The sequence below is a fragment of the Limnohabitans sp. 63ED37-2 genome (genome assembly GCF_001412535.1).
Lineage (GTDB): Bacteria > Pseudomonadota > Gammaproteobacteria > Burkholderiales > Burkholderiaceae_C > Limnohabitans_A.
Genome location: NZ_CP011774.1, coordinates 2,407,684 through 2,424,453 on the forward strand (window position 1 = coordinate 2,407,684; position 16,770 = coordinate 2,424,453).

Here is a 16,770-nt window from a genome sequence, read left to right on the forward strand (position 1 = left end):
TCAGTGGCTGCGACCGCTGCGGAACATGCCGTGGGTTTTACGGCTGAGCACGCCTTGCGCGGCCAGCTTGTTCATCGAGGGGCTGGCGTGCGCGTGGGTGATGGCCATGCCCAAAGCATCGGCCGCATCTTGCCGGGGCAGCACCGGCAACTGCAGCAAGCGCTTGACCATTTCCTGGATCTGCGATTTGGCGGCGCGACCGTGCCCGGTGACCGATTGCTTCATTTGCAAAGCGGTGTATTCGGCCACGGGCAAGTCGCACGACACCAAGGCCGTGACCGCACAGCCCCGCGCTTGTCCCAGCAGCAAGGTCGCTTGTGGGTTGACGTTGACGAACACGATCTCGACCGCAGCCACATCGGGCTGGTAACGCGCGGTGATTTCACGCACCCCGTCGTAGATGATTTTCAGCCGGGCCGGCAGGTTGCCCATCTCACCGCGTGTGGTCTCGATCACGCCGCTGGCCACGTACTGCAGGCGAGAGCCCGTGATGTCGATCACACCAAAACCCGTGGTTTGTAAACCCGGATCGATCCCCAGGATGCGGATGCTGGCCGGTGCCGGGGTGCTCAGGCTCATGGCAACACCACGTCGTTCATGCGGGCCATGATGGTCTCTGCTCGCCGCGAGAGATAAGCCGATTGCGGCAGCTTTTCAAAGTAACGCGGACGCGGCAGCATGACCGCCAGCCGAGAGGCCTCCCAGGCATTCAGACGCGCGGCGCTCTTGCGAAAGTAGTGCTGCGCCGCCGCCTCGGCACCGAACACGCCCTCACCCCACTCCACGCTGTTGAGGTAAATCTCCAAAATGCGCTCCTTGCTGAGCAAGGTCTCCAGCGTCAAGGCCAGCACCATCTCTTGGCCCTTGCGCACCAAGGTGCGTTCGCCCGATAAAAACAGGTTTTTGGCCAGTTGTTGGGTGATGGTGGAGCCGCCCACAATTTTGACCTCCACCGGTTTGTCCGGTTGGCGCTGGGCGCGTTTTTCGGCCTGCACTTTGGCCCGGGCATTTTTCTCCCAGGCTTTTTCGAGCGACTGCCACCAGATGCCGTGGTGCTGCGTGAAGGCCGCGTCCTCCGAAGCAATCACGGCACGTTGCAAACTGGCGGACATGGCCTTGATCTCGACCGACTCCTGACGCCACGGCAATTGACCTTGCTGTTTCAGAATTTGCCAGGCCTGCGAGCGCTGAAAGCTGGTGGACTCGGGGGCGATCCAGTTCATGGCCAGGATGCGCACGGCAAAAAACAACTGCAGCCCCACAGCCGCCAAAACCAAGAGCATCAACCAGCGTCCGAATGCACGCATCATGCACCACCCCTGATCTGGACAGCGTCGGCGTGGTTCACGGCTTGCCGGGCTCAGAGGCCAACATGCGGGTGGCCAAAGTGTCATCCCGCGAGAAGTTGAAACGTGTCACCACCACAATTTGATCGGCTTGGGCCCGCATTTTTCGGTTGAAATTGCCAAACGGCGCGGCATTGCGCACGATGGCCACGGCACGTTCGTCCAGCAAGGGCTTGCCCGATGAGCGGGCCACCTCGGTGCTGATCAATTGCCCCTGATGGTCCACGGTGATCACCATGGTCAGTTGTCCATAGAGTTTGTCACCCGCCGCCTCCGGGAAGTTCAAGGTGCCTTGGTACTCGATGGTGCGGCGCATTTTGTCGTAGTACATCGCATACACCACCTCTTTGGTGGCAGGGCTGATGTAACGCTTGCGGGCCGCCCCCTGGGTTTGGTCCACGCGCTGCTCGATTTGCGCCAGCTGGCGGGCCAGTTGCTGCTGCCGCTGCACCTTGGACTCGCGATCAGGGCTGTCGGTTTTGTCGCCAGCGTTCTCCCGGGTGAGCACGGCCAACTCATCTTTGAGCTGTGTCAACAAACGCATTTGCTGCATTTTGAGCACTTCGATCTTTTTCTGGGCCGCGCTGATGTCCATGCCCGGATCAGCGTTCATCACCGGCGACAAGGGCGAGCTCGAAATGCGCACCTCGGGCACCTCGCCGCCACCGGCCAGTCGGACCTGCGCCAAGGCTTGGGCTCCCTGGGGGTTCTCCCGGCTGCGTGCGTTGACCAGAATCACCTCCAGCGGCGTATCTTGGAAGACACGGTTGTAGGCCTCGGGCGCGGCAAACCGGAAAGCCACCAAACCCGCATGCACCGCCACGGACAAGCCCAAGGCCCAGATCAAACCGCGGTGCGGCGAAGGCTTTGATCGACCCGCACCGGGGCGAACCACGCTGTCGGGCTTGGGCTGGATCTCAGGGCGCATTGGAGGGGGTGTTGTCGTTCAGATCCACCGCGATGGTGACGGGGCCAGCGGGCAGGTTGTCATCATCCTCGCCGTCTTGTTCCGCCTCGTCAGAATCTGCCTGGCCTTCGGCATCCAAGTGGGCGATCACGGTACCCCGCACATCCAGAGCCATCAGATCGACATCGGACAGCTTGACACGCACCCGTGCGCCGCGGGGCAAGTTGTTGGCACCCAACACGCTGAACATCAGCGGCAAGGTGTCGGCACGCACCAGCCAGGTGCCAGCGCCCATTTCCTTGACCAGGCTGGCATCCAGCTCTTCAATGCCTTGCTGCTGCACATGGCGCAGCGTCCAATAGCGCTCCATGCTCGACTGCACACCGTTGTAGGCACTGTAGGCGGCATCAAAACCACTGATGATGGAAAACAACTCGGCGTCTTTGGGCTTGAAGGGCGCGGCCAATGCGGCCGTAGCGCCATGCTGGGCGCAGGCAATGATTTGCCACTGGTTGACCAAGTCGGTGTAGCGGCGCAGCGGCGAGGTGCTCCAGGCATAGCTGGGCACGCCAATGCCGGCGTGCGGCAGCGCCTTGGTGCCCATGCGCACTTTCACTCCGGGGGCCAAACTGGCCTGGCTGCGGTAAATGCCGGGCACACCCAGCTGGGCCATCCACTGGCCCCAGGTGCTGTTGGCCAAGATCATGGCCTCGGCCACCATCAAGTCGAGTGGCGCACCGCGTTTGCGGGTGCCGATCACCACCGTCTCGTCGCCCGTGGGCGGCGTGTCGTTGTGGTCCCGCTCGAGCTTGAAGCTGTAGTCCGGGCGGTTGAAGTTTTCGGGTTTGCCGCGCACCACTTCGCGCCGGGCTTTCAGGGTTTGCGCCAGCCGCCAGAAGAAGGCCAGCGTGTGGCGGCTCACTGGCACATCGGCGTGGTCGCTCTGGTCAACACCCTCCAGCCATTCGCGGGTGATGCGGTCATCGAGCTGGTCATGGCGCAGGTTGACCAAAATCGGCACGCGTTCGAGCCGGGTCACGCTGCTTTGCACTTCCAGGGTGTCTTCGCTGAAGGTCACGTACAGCGACACCGCCGGGCAGTCGCGCCCCTCGATCAGGGTGTAGGCCTGCACCACGCTGTCGGGCAGCATGGTGATTTTGTAACCGGGCATGTAGACCGTGGACAGGCGGGCGCGACCCAGCTGGTCAATCGGGCTGCCCGGCTGCAGCGCCAGGCCGGGGGCGGCGATGTGAATGCCCACCGTGACCATGCCCGTGCCCAGACCTTGCAAAGACAGGGCGTCGTCGATTTCGGTGGTGTGTGAATCGTCGATCGAAAAAGCCTGCACCGAAGCCAGTGGCAAGTCGTCGGTGATGGCGGGTGCCTGCAAAGGGGGAAAGCCCGTGCCTTTGGGGAACAGGTCAAACAGGAAACGCTGCCAATGAAAGTCCCAGGCCGAGGCGATGGCCCCCGCGTTTTGCAGCAAGTCCAAAGGCGCGGTCTGGCTGCTTTTGCTGGCCTCGACCACGGCCTTGTATTCGGGTGTATTCTGGTCGGGGCGAAACAGAATTTTGTAGAGCTGCTCGCGGATCGGCTCGGGGCAAATGCCCGCGATCAGATCGGCCGACCAGGCCTCGATTTGGGCCTGCACCTGCTTTTTCTTCTCGATGGCGAGCAAGGCCTGCTGCACGATCTCGGCCGGGGCTTTGCGAAAGCGCCCCTTGGCACCGCCTCGGCGGAAATAGTGCGGCGCATCATGCAAGCAGAGCAAAGCCGCCACTTGCTCGGTGGTGCTGGCACTGGCGCTGAAGTAGTCTTTGGCCAGGTCGCCAAAGCCAAACTCTTCCTCCGGGGCACACTCGTAGGCCAGCTCCAGTTCGATGGTTTGGCTCAAGGCGGTGGCATCACTGAGCAAAACGGCTGGGGCCGGTTTCTCGAACTTGAGCAGCATGTGGGCCGACTTGACCTTGACCCGTTTACCGGAGTCAAGTTCGACCTGCGCAGAGGCCTCGGCTTCGGACATGATCCGACCGGCCATGAATTTGCCGGCATCTTCAAAAAATACGTACATGCCCCGATTTTCCCATGCCACCCGGCCATTCGGCCCGCCGGGCTTCAAGCCAGCTGCAGAAAATCAAGGATTTGCGGCAAGTGGTCCTCAAAATCGCTCAAGGCATGGTCGCTGCCCTCGATCAGGCGTACCTGCCCGGACTGGTGGCGGGCCAGCATTTCGCGCCAATCGAGCACCTCGTCACCTTTGGCGATCAAGGCCAGCGTGGCTGGCCGAGTTGGCAAGGGCTGACTTTCAAGCTGCATCAACTCCTGGACGTAGGTCGGCTCAAAAAAGATGCTTTGTGCCGGGTCTTGCCAGACCGGGTGTTCGCCGATGTAACGCGCCAGGTCGCGCGAAGGGTGCACGGCGGGGTTGATCAGCACCGCAGGCACATCCCAGTGCGCCGACAGCCATGCCGCATAAAAGCCGCCGAGAGAGGACCCCATCACCGACATCTGCCCACGGGGCCAGGCGGCCGTGCCCTTGAGCAACAGGGCCATGGCCTGTGCTGGGGAGGCGGGCAGCTGTGGGCACCACCAGGTGACACCCAGGTGCCGAGACTGCACCAGCCTCGCCATGATTTGGGCTTTGGCCGACTGGGGCGATGACCTGAAGCCGTGCAGGTAGAGCAAATGGGTGGTGCTCACGGGGCCTCAGATTTCGATTTTGGAGCCCAACTCGACCACCGCGTTGGTCGGCAAGTTCAAAAACGCAGCCGCACCACTGGCGTTGTGGTGCATCTGGGCAAAGAGCTTTTCACGCCAAGGGGCCATACCGCCGTCAATGGTGGGGATCACAATGTCGCGCGACAAAAAGTAACTGGTCATCATGGGATCCAGGAAATCACCATTTTTACCAATATTGGCCAAGGCCGAAGGCAAATCGGGGTTCTCTTTGAAGCCATAGTTCACGATGACCTGCCAGCAATCATGGCCAAGGTCCGTGACTTCCAGACGCTCAGCCATGGGCATTCGGGGGATTTCATGGTTTTGGACCGTGACAAAAAGGTTGCGCTCATGCAGCACCTTGTTGTGTTTGAGGTTGTGCAACAAAGCATTGGGAACGCTGCCGATTTCCGCCGTCAGAAACACCGCCGTCCCAGACACGCGGGTCGGTGGCGCCACAAAAACTGCTTCCAGGAAGTCCGTCAGTTTCAGGGCGTCCGAGCGCAAGGAATCGTTCAACAAGCGACGACCGTCGTACCAGGTCACCATGAAGGTAAAGATGACCGCACCGAGCATCAGAGGGAACCAGCCGCCATCGAGCAGCTTGAACATGTTGGAGGCCCAGAAGGCCAGATCGACGATCAGGAAAAAACCAGTGGCCCCAATACACAGCGCCAAGGGCAACTTCCAGGCATGGCGAATCACAAAGAAGGTGAGCACAGTGGTGATAAGCATGTCGGTGCACACGGCAATGCCATAGGCAGACGCCAGGTTGCTGGAGGATTTGAACATCACCACCGCCAGCACAATCGCGCCAAACAAACTCCAGTTGACAAAGGGCATGTAAATTTGGCCCGTGTCGGTTTCACTGGTGTGGAGCACCTGCAGACGTGGCAAATAACCCAGCTGAATCACCTGTTTGGTGACACTGAAAGCCCCGGAGATGAGTGCTTGAGAGGCGATCACTGTGGCCATGGTCGCCAAACCCACCAAGGGCAACAAGGCCCAATCGGGTGCCATCATGTAGAAAGGGTTTTTGACGGCCTCGGGTTCGGACAACAACAAGGCCCCTTGGCCAAAATAGTTGAGTGTCAGACATGGCATGACCACCGAAAACCAAGCCAAGCGAATCGGCTTCTTGCCGAAATGCCCCATGTCGGCATACAGCGCCTCGGCACCCGTCACGCACAAGACCACGGCGCCCAAGATGATGAACGTGGTGCCGGGGTTGTGCCACATGAAGCCCAAGGCATAGTGAGGACTGATGGCCAAGAGGATTTCAGGGCGCTGAACAATGTGCAACAAACCCAAACAGGCAATGGCCAGGAACCAAACCAGGGTGATCGGACCAAAGAACTTGCCAATACCGGCCGTACCGCGCTTTTGCACCCAAAACAAAACGAAAAGGATGACCACCGTGAGCGGAATCACCGCTTTTTTGAAGTTGGGCGAGATGACCTCCAGGCCCTCCACAGCCGACAAAACCGAGATGGCCGGGGTGATGACACCATCACCATAAAAAAGACAGGCGCCAAAGATACCCACCATCAAGAGCACCTTGCGCAGCCGTGGCTGGTCTTTGACCGACTGCGAAGCCAGGGCCAGCATCGCCACGAGCCCACCCTCGCCGTGGTTGTCAGCCCGCAGCACCAACACCACATACTTGACCGACACGATGGTGGTCAGTGTCCAGAAAAAAATGGAGAGGATGCCGTAGACGTTGTCTGGCGTGAAGGGCACATGGCCAGAGCCGAAAACCTCTTTCATGGCGTACAGCACACTGGTGCCGATGTCGCCATAAACCACACCAATAGCACCCAGTGTCAGGGCGGTGAGAGAGGACTTTGTAGAAGACATAAATGAGCCCGAAAAATCGGGCTGTGGCTCAGGTGGGCGCTATTTTGCGCTCATTCGCTCGGGGGTGTCTCGGTTGGGATCAAAAATGTTGCAGTGCAGCAACTTTTCAACATCGTCCGAGACTTTGACCGCCCCAAACTTCAGTCGTACACCTCAGCCTCAGGGTCGGTGGCTTCCAGCTCATAACTGGCTGCGAGCATGGCCAAACGGCCAATCACGCCATACATATAAAAGCGGTTGGGCACACTGGCACCGGGTTTGACGCCCGGCTGAGGAAGATGCGGCGTGTCTGCGAAGGCCAAAGGCACAAAGCTGGCGCCCGGGGCATTCAGGTTCTCGTCCACACCGCGCTCGGCGTGCACACGGTAAAAACCGCCCACCACATAGCGGTCCATCATGTAGACCACCGGTTCGGCCACGGCGTCGTTGATGCGCTCGTTGGTCAGCACGCCTTCTTGGATGATCACATCGTTGACGGTCTGGCCGTCCTTGATGATGTTCATCTTGTTGCGCGTTTTGCGGTTGAGTTGGTCCAGATCGGACACGTCGCGCACCGTCATGATGCCCATGCCGTAGGTGCCGTTGTCGGCCTTCACCACCACAAACGGCTTTTCATTGATGCCGTATTCTTTGTATTTACGCTTGATCTTGGTCAGCAGCGCGTCCACATTGCTGCGCAGGCATTCCATGCCCGTGCCCTCGGCAAAGTTGACATCACCGCACTGGCTGAACATCGGGTTGATGAGCCAGGGGTCGATGCCCAACAGCTTGCCAAAACGCTTGGCCACTTCTTCATAGCTTTGGAAGTGCTTGGTCTTACGGCGTACGCTCCAGCCTGCGTGCAGGGGCGGCAGCAAAAACTGCTCATGCAACTCTTCCAGAATGCCCGGGGCACCGGCCGACAAATCGTTGTTGAGCAAAATGGTGCAGGGGTCAAAGTCCTTCAAGCCCAAGCGGTGCTTGCTGCGCACCACAGGCTCGAGTGTCACGCTCTCCCCGTTGGGCAGCTCAATGGTGGTGGCTTCCTTGATCTCGGGGTTGATCGAGCCCAAGCGCACATTCAGGCCGGCCATGTGGAAGATGCGCTGCAGCTGCGCCACATTGGTCAGGTAAAAGGTGTTGCGGGTGTGGTTTTCGGGAATGATCAGCAGGTTTTTGGCCTCAGGGCAGATCTTTTCGATGGCCGCCTGCGCCGCTTGCACCGCCAGGGGCAGCATCTCGGGGGTCAGGTTGTTCCAGCCGCCGGGATACAGGTTGGTGTCCACCGGGGCCAGCTTGAAGCCCGCGTTGCGGATGTCCACCGAGGTGTAGAACGGCGGTGTGTGCTCCATCCACTCCAGGCGAAACCAGCGCTCGATCGCGGGCATGGAGTCGAGGATGCGTTGCTCCAGCTCATTGATGGGGCCGGTCAGGGCAGTGACGAGATGGGGAACCATGGGCATCCTTTATCGGGCAAAAACGGGACAAAACAGAAAAATCATATGGGGCCGGTCTGCGCCATTGCAAGCGCCTAACGGACACAGCAACCAGCGCCGCAGGCCTGTGCGCAGCCAGCGCGGCCCTCAGCCACGCACCTCGCCCTCGCCCAGCACCACGTACTTGAGCGAAGTCAGGCCTTCGATGCCCACCGGGCCCCGGGCGTGGAACTTGTCGGTGCTGATGCCGATTTCGGCACCCAGTCCGTACTCGAAGCCATCGGCAAATCGGGTGCTGGCGTTGACCATAACGCTGGCCGAGTCCACCTCGCGCAAAAAGCGCTGGGCGTGCATGTGGTCGCGCGTCAAGATGGCGTCGGTGTGGTGGCTGCTGTAGTGGTTGATGTGGGCAATCGCCTCATCCACACCCTCGACCACCTTGATGCTGATGATGGGCGCGAGGTATTCCTCAAACCAATCTTGCTCGGTGGCGTCCTTGAGCGTGGCTTTGGCGACCTGACTCAAAATGGCCTTGGCCTTAGGGCAGCAACGCATTTCCACACCTTTGGCAGCATAAATCGCGCCGATTTTGGGCAAAAATTCGGCCGCGACACCACGGGCCACCAGCAAGCTCTCGCTGGCGTTGCAAGGGCTGTATTTTTGGGTTTTGGCGTTGTCGGCCACTTTCACGGCCATGTCGATGTCGCAAGGGTCGTCCACATAGGTGTGGCAGTTGCCGTCCAGGTGTTTGATCACGGGCACCTTGGCTTCGGCGCTGATGCGCTCGATCAGGCCCTTGCCGCCACGCGGAATGACCACGTCCACAAACTGCGGCATGGTGATGAGCTGGCCCACCGCAGCGCGGTCGGTGGTTTGCACCAGTTGCACCGCATCGACCGGCAGGCCGCTGTCGGTCAGGGCCTGCTGCACCAGACGGGCCAAAGCCTTGTTCGACTCGATGGCTTCAGAGCCACCGCGCAAGATGCAGGCATTGCCGCTTTTGATGGACAGGCTGGCCGCTTCAATGGTCACGTTGGGGCGGCTCTCAAAAATCATGCCAAACACCCCAATCGGCACCCGCATCTGGCCCACCCGGATGCCGCTGGGCACCTGCTTCATGCCGATGATTTCGCCAATCACGTCGGGCATGGCCGCCAATTGCTCGCAGCCTTGGGCGCAGGTCTCCAAGACCTTGGGGGTGAGTTTCAGGCGGTCCACCATGGGCTCGGCCAAGCCCGCGGCGCGGGCGCGTTCCAGGTCTTTGGCGTTGTCCAGCTGCAAAGCCTCGGTGTTTTCGCGCAACAAGGCGGCCAAGTGGCGCAAAGCCGCGTTCTTGGTGGCCGCGGAGGCCTTGGCCATCAGCGCCGACGCTATTTTGGCTTTCTGGCCCAAGGCCTGCATGTGTTCAGCGGTTTGGAATTCAGTCATGGACACATTTTCGCAGATGAACAAGTCCATCCCGCCACGGTCAACGCACGTTGCAAAAACGCGAGAAACGCACAGCCAGGCGCTGCAGGGCCTGCCAAGGGTCGGTGGGCCAGTCGGGCACTTTGAGGCCTTTGACAATGCCGTCCACTTGGTGAGCCGCTTGCAGCAGGCCGTTCAGGCGGGCTTCGCTCATGCGGGGCAGCACGCGCTCAAACAAGCGCTCACGCGGACCCCAAACGCGCTGCTCGCGCAGCGCCATGGGCAAGGGCTTGCCAGCGGTCATGGCGTCTTTCACGCGCTTCATGGCCCGGATGTCTTCTGCGAGGGTGTAGTGCACCAGCACAGCCGCCTCGCCCTCGGCCTGCAGGCCATCGAGCATGCGCTGGACCCGGGCCACCTGGCCCGACAAGACCAACTCGGACAACTTGAACACGTCGTAGCGGGCCACATTGACCACGGCCGCCTCGACCTGCGCTTGGCTGAGTTCGCCTGCGGGGTAGAGCAAGCCGAGCTTCTGGATTTCCTGGTGTGCGGCCAGCAAATTGCCTTCCACTCGGTCGGCAAAAAACTGCAGGGTGCGCTGCCCCTCTTCGCCTGCGGCCACGCTTTGGCCTTGCGTTTGCAGTCGCTGGGCAATCCACTGGGGCAAGGCGTTTCGATCAACCGGATCGATCTGGATGGACACGCCACCGTTTTCGAGCGCTCCAAACCAAGCCCCTTTGCGGGTGGCCGCATCCAGGCGCGGCAGCAAGACCAAGGTCAAGGTGCTGTCGTTGCCTTGAGCAGAGGCCACCAATTGCTGGATGGCGGCGCTGCCTTCCTTGCCGGGCTTGCCCGAAGGGATGCGAACCTCCACGATCTGCTTGTCGGCAAAAAGGCTGAGCGAGCCGCCTGCGGCCAGCACCTCACTCCAGTCGAAATGGGCGCCGGAGACGGTGTGCACACTGCGTTCGGTGTAGCCCTGAGCGCGGGCGCTGGCGCGGATGGCGTCGGCGGCCTCTTGTTGCATCAGGGGTTCGTCGCCGTGCAGGATGTACAGGCTGCGCAGGCCTTTTTGCAGGTGCGCTCCGAGCTGGGGCAGGGCCAGTTGCATGGCGCGGCTCAGGGTTGGGCCGTCGCTGCAGCGCGGGGCTTGACCGCTGACAGCCGCCGCATGATCTGCTGCACGATGTCGGTCTGCATGTCGCGGTACATGGTGGCTTGCTCGATTTCCTTGGACAGCGCGGCGGTTTCGGTAAAACTCAGATCGCGTTGCTGGCTCAGCTCCACAGGCTCGATCAGCACCTGACCTTGGGGCGTGCGCAAACGGAACCTCACGCGCAAACGCAGTTGCAACTCGCGCACCTGGCCCGAGGCGTTCACACCCACCACCGCCTGCTGACGCTCTTCACTCAGGATGTCCAGCACCGCATCGGCGGTGGCCATTTGTGCGGGCTCGGTCAGCAGCGTGATGCGGCCCGTGCCCAGCAAGTTGCGCCGCAACTCCACCCCCAAGGGCGAGGTGGTGGCGAAATTGGCGAACAGCGTCTTGAAGGGGTAATCACCCGCGTTTCGCAGCTGAAAGCCGCACGCCGACAGGCCCGCGAGCAAAGGCCCGGCACTGAGCAACTGGCAACAGCGGCGGCGTGAGGTGTTCATCACAGGGCAATCATTCGGGTTGTCTGGTCATACGGCCGTGGCTCACAGCACCACGTTGACCAAACGGCCCGGCACCACGATGACTTTCTTGGGCGCCGCGCCTGCGGCTTGCTTGACGACCGCTTCGTGGGCCAAGGCGCTCGTCTCGATCTGCGCTTTGTCAGCGGCCGCAGCCACCCAAATCGAGCCGCGCAGCTTGCCGTTGATCTGCAGCATCAGCTCAATCTGGTCACGCTCCAAGGCCGACTCGTCCACCAAAGGCCAAGGCGCATCAAGCAACTCACCCACAGCCTTGGCGTAGCCCAGTTGCTGCCAGATTTCGTCGGTGATGTGCGGGCATGCGGGGTAGAGCATGCGCGCCAAAATCGACACCCCTTCGCACAGGGCTGCGGTATCTCCCGTGCTGCCATCGGGCTTGAAGTCTTCCAGTGCGTTCAGCAGCTTCATGCAACCAGACACCACCGTGTTGTATTGCATGCGCTCGTAGTCGTAACCCACTTGCTTGAGCACCAGGTGCATCTCGCGGCGCAGCGCTTTGGCCGAGTCGCCCAATGCAGCTTGGCTCAGGTCCTGGCCCGTGGCCGAGCGCAACAACTCGTGGTGCTTGAACGCGAAGTTCCAGACCCGGCGCAAGAAACGGTAGCTGCCTTCCACGGCCGAGTCGTTCCACTCCAGCGTGACTTCGGGCGGCGCGGTGAACATGGTGTACAGACGGGCCGTGTCGGCACCGTAGCGCTCGATCAGGTCCTGCGGGTCCACACCGTTGTTCTTGGACTTGGACATGGTGCCCACGCCTTCGTAGTCTATTGGCGTGCCCACGGGCAGGCGACCATCACCGCTGTCGGCTTCGTTCTTGAGCTTGGCGCCGATGACTTTGCCAGTCTCATCAAGCACATGCTCGACATCGTGCGGCCAGAAGTAGTCCTTGCCGCCCTTGGCGGTGCGGCGCGAATAGATGTGGTTGAGCACCATGCCCTGCGTGAGCAATTTGCTGAAGGGCTCGTCCACCTTGACCAGGCCCAAGTCGCGCATGACTTTAGTCCAGAAGCGGGCGTACAAGAGGTGCAGGATGGCGTGCTCGATGCCGCCGATGTACTGGTCCATGCCGCTGCCGCCAGTGGCATTGTTCTGGTCCCGCATCCAATAATCCGCACCCTCGGCCACCATCTTCTCGGTGTTGGTCGGGTCGCAATAGCGCATGAAGTACCAGGACGAATCCACAAAGGTGTCCATGGTGTCGGTCTCGCGACGGGCCGCTTTGCCACACACGGGGCAAGTCACACCGGCGTGGAAACCTTCGTGTTTGTGCAGCGGGTTGCCCGAGCCATCAGGGATGCAGTCTTGCGGCAGCACCACGGGCAGGTCTTTTTCGGGCACCGGCACCGCACCGTGTTCGTCGCAATGGATGATCGGGATCGGTGTGCCCCAGTAACGCTGGCGGCTCACGCCCCAGTCGCGCAAACGCCAGGTGGTCTTCTTCTCGCCCAGGCCTTTGGCGGCGAGCAGCTCGGCCACTTTGCTGACGGCGGCTTTTTGCGTCAAACCGTCGAGTTCGCCGGAGTTGATGCAGACGCAGCTTTGCTTGTCGTCATACCAATCCTGCCAAGCCGTAGCATCAAAGGCCTGATCCTTGACAGACACCACCTGCTGGATCGGCAGCGCGTACTTGAGCGCAAACGCAAAGTCGCGCTCGTCGTGTGCAGGCACGCCCATCACGGCGCCATCGCCGTAGCTCATCAGCACGTAATTGCCGACCCAAACCTCGACCTGTGCACCCGTCAAAGGATGCGTGACGGACAAGCCGGTGGCCATGCCCTTCTTCTCTTGGGTGGCCATTTCGGCCTCGGTCGTGCCGCCGCTCTTGCACTCTTCCAAAAACGCCGCCAACGCGGGGTTGCTGGCCGCAGCATGCAGCGCCAGCGGATGCTCTGCGGCCACAGCGCAAAAGGTCACCCCCATGATGGTGTCGGCACGCGTGGTGAATACATACATCTTGCCGTCGCCAATCAGCTGACCGTCAGCACCTTTGATGTCGTGCGGGAAGGCAAAACGCACGCCTTCGCTCTTGCCGATCCAGTTTTCCTGCATCAAACGCACTTTGTCGGGCCAGCCGTTCAGGGTGGCCTTGTCGTTGCCGATCTGCACATGGTCCAAGAGCTCTTGGGCGTAAGCGGTGATGTTCAAGTAGTAACCGGGGATCTCGCGCTTTTCAACCGGAGCGCCTGTGCGCCAGCCTTTGCCATCGATGACTTGCTCGTTGGCCAGCACGGTCTGATCGACCGGGTCCCAGTTGACGACTTGGGTCTTGCGGTAGGCGATGCCTTTTTCGAGCATCTTCAAGAACAGCCACTGGTTCCATTTGTAATAGGTCGGGTCGCAGGTGGCGACTTCGCGTGACCAGTCGATGGCCAGGCCCATGGCCTGCATCTGCTTTTTCATGTACGCGATGTTCTCGTACGTCCATTTGGCCGGGGGCACGCCGTTCTTCAAGGCGGCGTTTTCGGCGGGTAGACCAAAGGCGTCCCAGCCCATGGGCATGAGGACGTTGTGGCCCTTCATGCGCAGGCTGCGCGTGAGCATGTCGTTGATGGTGTAGTTGCGCACATGGCCCATGTGCAGCTTGCCGCTGGGGTAAGGCAGCATGGAGCAGGCGTAGAACTTCTTTTTGCTGGCGTCTTCGGTGACGCGGTAGGCATCGCGGGCCGTCCAGCGGGACTGCGCTGCGGGTTCGACTTCGAGGTGGTTGTACTTGTCTTGCATAGGGCTAAATTGTAGGGGCTGGGCGGCCCCGGACTTGGCCTGGTCGCGGCAAGGCCACATCCGATCGGGCAAGGGCCGCCTCAGGGGGAAACCACCTCGGCCACAAAGCCAATCCGGCTCAAACCGGCTTTTTGGGCCAGGCCCATGGCCTCTACCACCCGGCCGTAGGGCACGGACGCATCGGCACGCAATTCCAGCTCGGTCAGCGGGTTGCGGCGGGCGGCTTGGGCCAGTTGCTCGCGCAAGGCGTTTTCGGCCATCGGCTGGTCGTTCAGGAACCATTGGCCATGTGCATTGACCACCAAGACCACCGCCTGGGGCGCGGCCCCGGGCTCCCCGCCCTCGCTTTGGGGCAAGTCCAGGCGAATGGCGCTGGTCATCAGGGGCGCGGTCAGGATGAAGATGACGAGCAACACCAGCATAACGTCCACCAGGGGCGTGACGTTGATCTCGCTCATGGGCGCATCACCTGGGCGGCTGGAGAGGCGTCCAAAAGCCATGGCTGCTCAGTCTCGGGGGTCGGTGAGCAAGGCCCGCACATCGTGCGCAAAGCCTTCGAGTTCGGCCTCGATCTGGCCAATGCGCCGCCCCAGCAGGTTGTAGCCGAGCACCGCCGGGATCGCCACGGCCAGACCGGCAGCGGTCATGACCAGAGCTTCGCCCACAGGCCCCGCAATTTGTTCGATGCGGATGGGTCCGCCATCGGCCATGCCGCTCAGGGCATTAAAAATACCCCAAACCGTGCCCAGCAAACCGATGAAAGGCGAGGTGGACCCTGCCGTGGCCAGCAGGACCTGACCCCACTGCAAGCGGCGCAGCACCGACTGCATGGCTTCGCGCAGCACGCGGGTGAGTTGGTGGTGTCGCTGACCGGCCGAGGCCAACGTGCCGCCCAAAGGCAACAAAGTGGCGTCGAGCAAGGGCAGCACACAGGCTTCGCGGTCAAACTGCGCCACACGCTGGCGGGCGTCCTCAAAACCCGCGGCTTGCCAGAAGGCGGCCACGCTGCGGGGCACGTCTTGTGTGACCCGAGAGAGCAAACGCCATTTCCAGGCGATCACCACCCAGCTGCCCACCGACAAAGCCAGCAGCATCAGCGCCAGCACGCGGCTGACGACGTCGCTGTGCAGCAAAAAGTCGTTCAGGCTCATGGGCGGCTTGGGCTTGTGGCGCGTCAGCGCAGGTTCAGCACGTCGAACATGTCAAACAGCCCACGCGGCTGACTGGCCAGGTAACGCACAGCACGCAAACTGCCTTGCGCATAGGTGGCGCGGCTGGAGGATTTGTGCGTGACCTCGATGCGCTCGCCAATGCCGGCAAACAGCACCGTGTGGTCACCCACGATGTCGCCGCCACGAATGGTCGAAAATCCAATGGTGGACGGGTCACGCTCGCCCGTGTGGCCATACCGCTCGTACACCGCGCATTCTTTCAAGTCGCGGCCAATGGCCTCTGCAATCACCTCGCCCATCTTGAGGGCGGTTCCCGAAGGTGCATCCACCTTGTGGCGGTGGTGGGCTTCGATGATCTCGATGTCATAGCCGGTAGACATGGCTTGCGCGGCCATTTGCAGTAGCTTGAGGGTGACATTGACGCCCACACTCATGTTCGGGGCCATGACGATGGCGATGTCTCGGGCGATCTCGGCGATCTCGGCCTTTTGTTCATCGGTGAAGCCGGTGGTGCCGATGACCGCCTTGACGCCGAGTTCTCGGCAGACCTTCAGGTGGGCCAGCGTGCCTTCAGGGCGGGTGAAATCGATCAGGCAAGACGCACCTTGCAGACCCGCTTTCAAATCGGCAGTGACCGAGACGCCCGTGACCCGACCCAGTGAAGCTCCGGCATCTTGCCCCAGCGCCGGGCTGGCGGCGATGTCCAGCGCACCGGCCAGGCGGCAGTCTTGGGTGGCCAAAATGGCTTCGATCAGCATGTGACCCATGCGGCCGGATGCGCCGGCAACGGTGATGGGCAAGTGGTTCGTTGAGGTCATGGCTTGAATAGGCAAAATGTTGTGGACTCGGTCCCAGAGGGCTTGGTGGAGGTCAGCCCATCAGGGCACCCGGCGCCAGCCGTTCAGCGGGTGGGCGGCTCCAAAGGCGGGTAACTGCTGGGCACAGCGGCTGGGGTGGGAGCCGGTACGGGCACATCGGTTCGGGCCGAGGGGGTCAAAGCTGGGGTGAATTTCTTCAATTCTTCTTCGCTGGCTTGCAGAGGGGGCAGCTTGCCCACCGCCTGGGCCCGCACCAAGCGTCCGGCAAACTCCGACTCGCTGGGCAGCACATCGCTGTCGACTTGCTCGAGCACATCGCCCTTGAAATAAACCGTGAGCTTGAAGTTTTGCGCTGGCACGCCCTGGCGCTGGATGCTGAAGGCATAGTCCCAGCGGTTGGCGTGGAACAAACTGGCGATCAAGGGGGTGCCCAGAATTTCTCGCACCTGAGCCCGCGGCATGCCTGGACGCAAGGCCTGGCGCTGCTCGTTGGAGACAAAGTTGCCTTGGACCACCTCGGGCACATAGGGCTTGAAGGTGTCGCGGCTCACAGAGCCGGACAGGCTGCCACATCCGGCCAGGCTCGCAAACAGCAAGCAGGCAGCAAGGCCTTGGCCAGTAAGACGAAAAGTCAGGGAAGCTGTCATGGTTGAGGGTGTGCCGATATGATCGGGTCATTGTAGCGGTGCCTTTGCGCAGGACTGCTACCCG

Annotated in this window: 15 protein-coding genes; all 15 read right to left on the bottom strand. The window is 61.4% G+C overall.

Annotated elements, in window-relative coordinates; all coding sequences use genetic code 11:
• Window positions 1-549: a crossover junction endodeoxyribonuclease RuvC gene (ruvC, locus tag L63ED372_RS11205; RefSeq protein ID WP_062407989.1), complete on the bottom strand. Its 549-nt coding sequence runs from the start codon at window positions 547-549 to the stop codon at window positions 1-3.
• Between the two features lie 26 nt (window positions 550-575).
• Window positions 576-1,307, bottom strand: a complete 732-nt coding sequence (gene mtgA / locus L63ED372_RS11210) for a monofunctional biosynthetic peptidoglycan transglycosylase (protein ID WP_062407991.1) — start codon at window positions 1,305-1,307, stop codon at window positions 576-578.
• Between the two features lie 37 nt (window positions 1,308-1,344).
• Window positions 1,345-2,274 carry an energy transducer TonB gene (locus tag L63ED372_RS11215; protein WP_082431687.1) on the bottom strand — a complete coding sequence of 310 codons (930 nt, stop codon included), beginning with the start codon at window positions 2,272-2,274 and terminating at the stop codon, window positions 1,345-1,347.
• Window positions 2,264-4,324: a ribonuclease catalytic domain-containing protein gene (locus tag L63ED372_RS11220; RefSeq protein ID WP_062407995.1), complete on the bottom strand. Its 2,061-nt coding sequence runs from the start codon at window positions 4,322-4,324 to the stop codon at window positions 2,264-2,266. The genes L63ED372_RS11215 and L63ED372_RS11220 overlap by 11 nt, the downstream gene beginning before the upstream one ends.
• Window positions 4,325-4,368: 44 nt before the next feature.
• On the bottom strand, window positions 4,369-4,953 hold the full coding sequence (locus L63ED372_RS11225; RefSeq protein ID WP_062406030.1) for a YqiA/YcfP family alpha/beta fold hydrolase: 585 nt from the start codon (window positions 4,951-4,953) through the stop codon (window positions 4,369-4,371).
• A 6-nt stretch (window positions 4,954-4,959) separates the two neighbouring features.
• On the bottom strand, window positions 4,960-6,828 hold the full coding sequence (locus L63ED372_RS11230; protein WP_062406031.1) for a potassium transporter Kup: 1,869 nt from the start codon (window positions 6,826-6,828) through the stop codon (window positions 4,960-4,962).
• A gap of 140 nt (window positions 6,829-6,968) precedes the next feature.
• Window positions 6,969-8,264 (bottom strand): glutamate--cysteine ligase, encoded by a 1,296-nt coding sequence (gene gshA, locus L63ED372_RS11235; RefSeq protein WP_062408004.1) that lies wholly within the window; start codon window positions 8,262-8,264, stop codon window positions 6,969-6,971.
• A gap of 126 nt (window positions 8,265-8,390) precedes the next feature.
• A complete protein-coding gene (locus tag L63ED372_RS11240; protein ID WP_062408007.1) occupies window positions 8,391-9,671 on the bottom strand; it encodes a glutamate-5-semialdehyde dehydrogenase in 1,281 nt (426 codons plus the stop codon).
• 40 nt (window positions 9,672-9,711) lie between these two features.
• Window positions 9,712-10,764 carry a DNA polymerase III subunit delta gene (gene holA, locus L63ED372_RS11245; RefSeq protein WP_062406032.1) on the bottom strand — a complete coding sequence of 351 codons (1,053 nt, stop codon included), beginning with the start codon at window positions 10,762-10,764 and terminating at the stop codon, window positions 9,712-9,714.
• An 8-nt stretch (window positions 10,765-10,772) separates the two neighbouring features.
• Window positions 10,773-11,309 (bottom strand): LPS-assembly lipoprotein LptE, encoded by a 537-nt coding sequence (locus L63ED372_RS11250; RefSeq protein WP_062406033.1) that lies wholly within the window; start codon window positions 11,307-11,309, stop codon window positions 10,773-10,775.
• Between the two features lie 42 nt (window positions 11,310-11,351).
• Window positions 11,352-14,129 (bottom strand): leucine--tRNA ligase, encoded by a 2,778-nt coding sequence (gene leuS / locus L63ED372_RS11255; protein ID WP_442915165.1) that lies wholly within the window; start codon window positions 14,127-14,129, stop codon window positions 11,352-11,354.
• 20 nt (window positions 14,130-14,149) lie between these two features.
• Window positions 14,150-14,569 carry an ExbD/TolR family protein gene (locus L63ED372_RS11260; protein WP_062406035.1) on the bottom strand — a complete coding sequence of 140 codons (420 nt, stop codon included), beginning with the start codon at window positions 14,567-14,569 and terminating at the stop codon, window positions 14,150-14,152.
• Between the two features lie 6 nt (window positions 14,570-14,575).
• A complete protein-coding gene (locus L63ED372_RS11265) occupies window positions 14,576-15,220 on the bottom strand; it encodes a MotA/TolQ/ExbB proton channel family protein (RefSeq protein WP_062406036.1) in 645 nt (214 codons plus the stop codon).
• Between the two features lie 23 nt (window positions 15,221-15,243).
• Complete coding sequence (dapB, locus tag L63ED372_RS11270) at window positions 15,244-16,059, bottom strand: 4-hydroxy-tetrahydrodipicolinate reductase (RefSeq protein ID WP_062406037.1); 816 nt, start codon at window positions 16,057-16,059, stop codon at window positions 15,244-15,246.
• An 83-nt stretch (window positions 16,060-16,142) separates the two neighbouring features.
• A complete protein-coding gene (bamE, locus tag L63ED372_RS11275; protein WP_062406038.1) occupies window positions 16,143-16,706 on the bottom strand; it encodes an outer membrane protein assembly factor BamE domain-containing protein in 564 nt (187 codons plus the stop codon).
• Window positions 16,707-16,770: the final 64 nt, after the last annotated feature.

Coding starts and splice junctions, on each gene's coding strand:
- mtgA (WP_062407991.1), bottom strand. CDS start 1,307: ATGCGTGCATTCGGACGCTGGTTGATGCTCTTGGTTTTGGCGGCTGTG.
- L63ED372_RS11215 (WP_082431687.1), bottom strand. CDS start 2,274: ATGCGCCCTGAGATCCAGCCCAAGCCCGACAGCGTGGTTCGCCCCGGT.
- L63ED372_RS11220 (WP_062407995.1), bottom strand. CDS start 4,324: ATGTACGTATTTTTTGAAGATGCCGGCAAATTCATGGCCGGTCGGATC.
- L63ED372_RS11230 (WP_062406031.1), bottom strand. CDS start 6,828: ATGTCTTCTACAAAGTCCTCTCTCACCGCCCTGACACTGGGTGCTATT.
- gshA (WP_062408004.1), bottom strand. CDS start 8,264: ATGGTTCCCCATCTCGTCACTGCCCTGACCGGCCCCATCAATGAGCTG.
- L63ED372_RS11240 (WP_062408007.1), bottom strand. CDS start 9,671: ATGACTGAATTCCAAACCGCTGAACACATGCAGGCCTTGGGCCAGAAA.
- holA (WP_062406032.1), bottom strand. CDS start 10,764: ATGCAACTGGCCCTGCCCCAGCTCGGAGCGCACCTGCAAAAAGGCCTG.
- L63ED372_RS11250 (WP_062406033.1), bottom strand. CDS start 11,309: ATGAACACCTCACGCCGCCGCTGTTGCCAGTTGCTCAGTGCCGGGCCT.
- leuS (WP_442915165.1), bottom strand. CDS start 14,129: ATGTGGCCTTGCCGCGACCAGGCCAAGTCCGGGGCCGCCCAGCCCCTA.
- L63ED372_RS11260 (WP_062406035.1), bottom strand. CDS start 14,569: ATGGCTTTTGGACGCCTCTCCAGCCGCCCAGGTGATGCGCCCATGAGC.
- L63ED372_RS11265 (WP_062406036.1), bottom strand. CDS start 15,220: ATGAGCCTGAACGACTTTTTGCTGCACAGCGACGTCGTCAGCCGCGTG.
- dapB (WP_062406037.1), bottom strand. CDS start 16,059: ATGACCTCAACGAACCACTTGCCCATCACCGTTGCCGGCGCATCCGGC.
- bamE (WP_062406038.1), bottom strand. CDS start 16,706: ATGACAGCTTCCCTGACTTTTCGTCTTACTGGCCAAGGCCTTGCTGCC.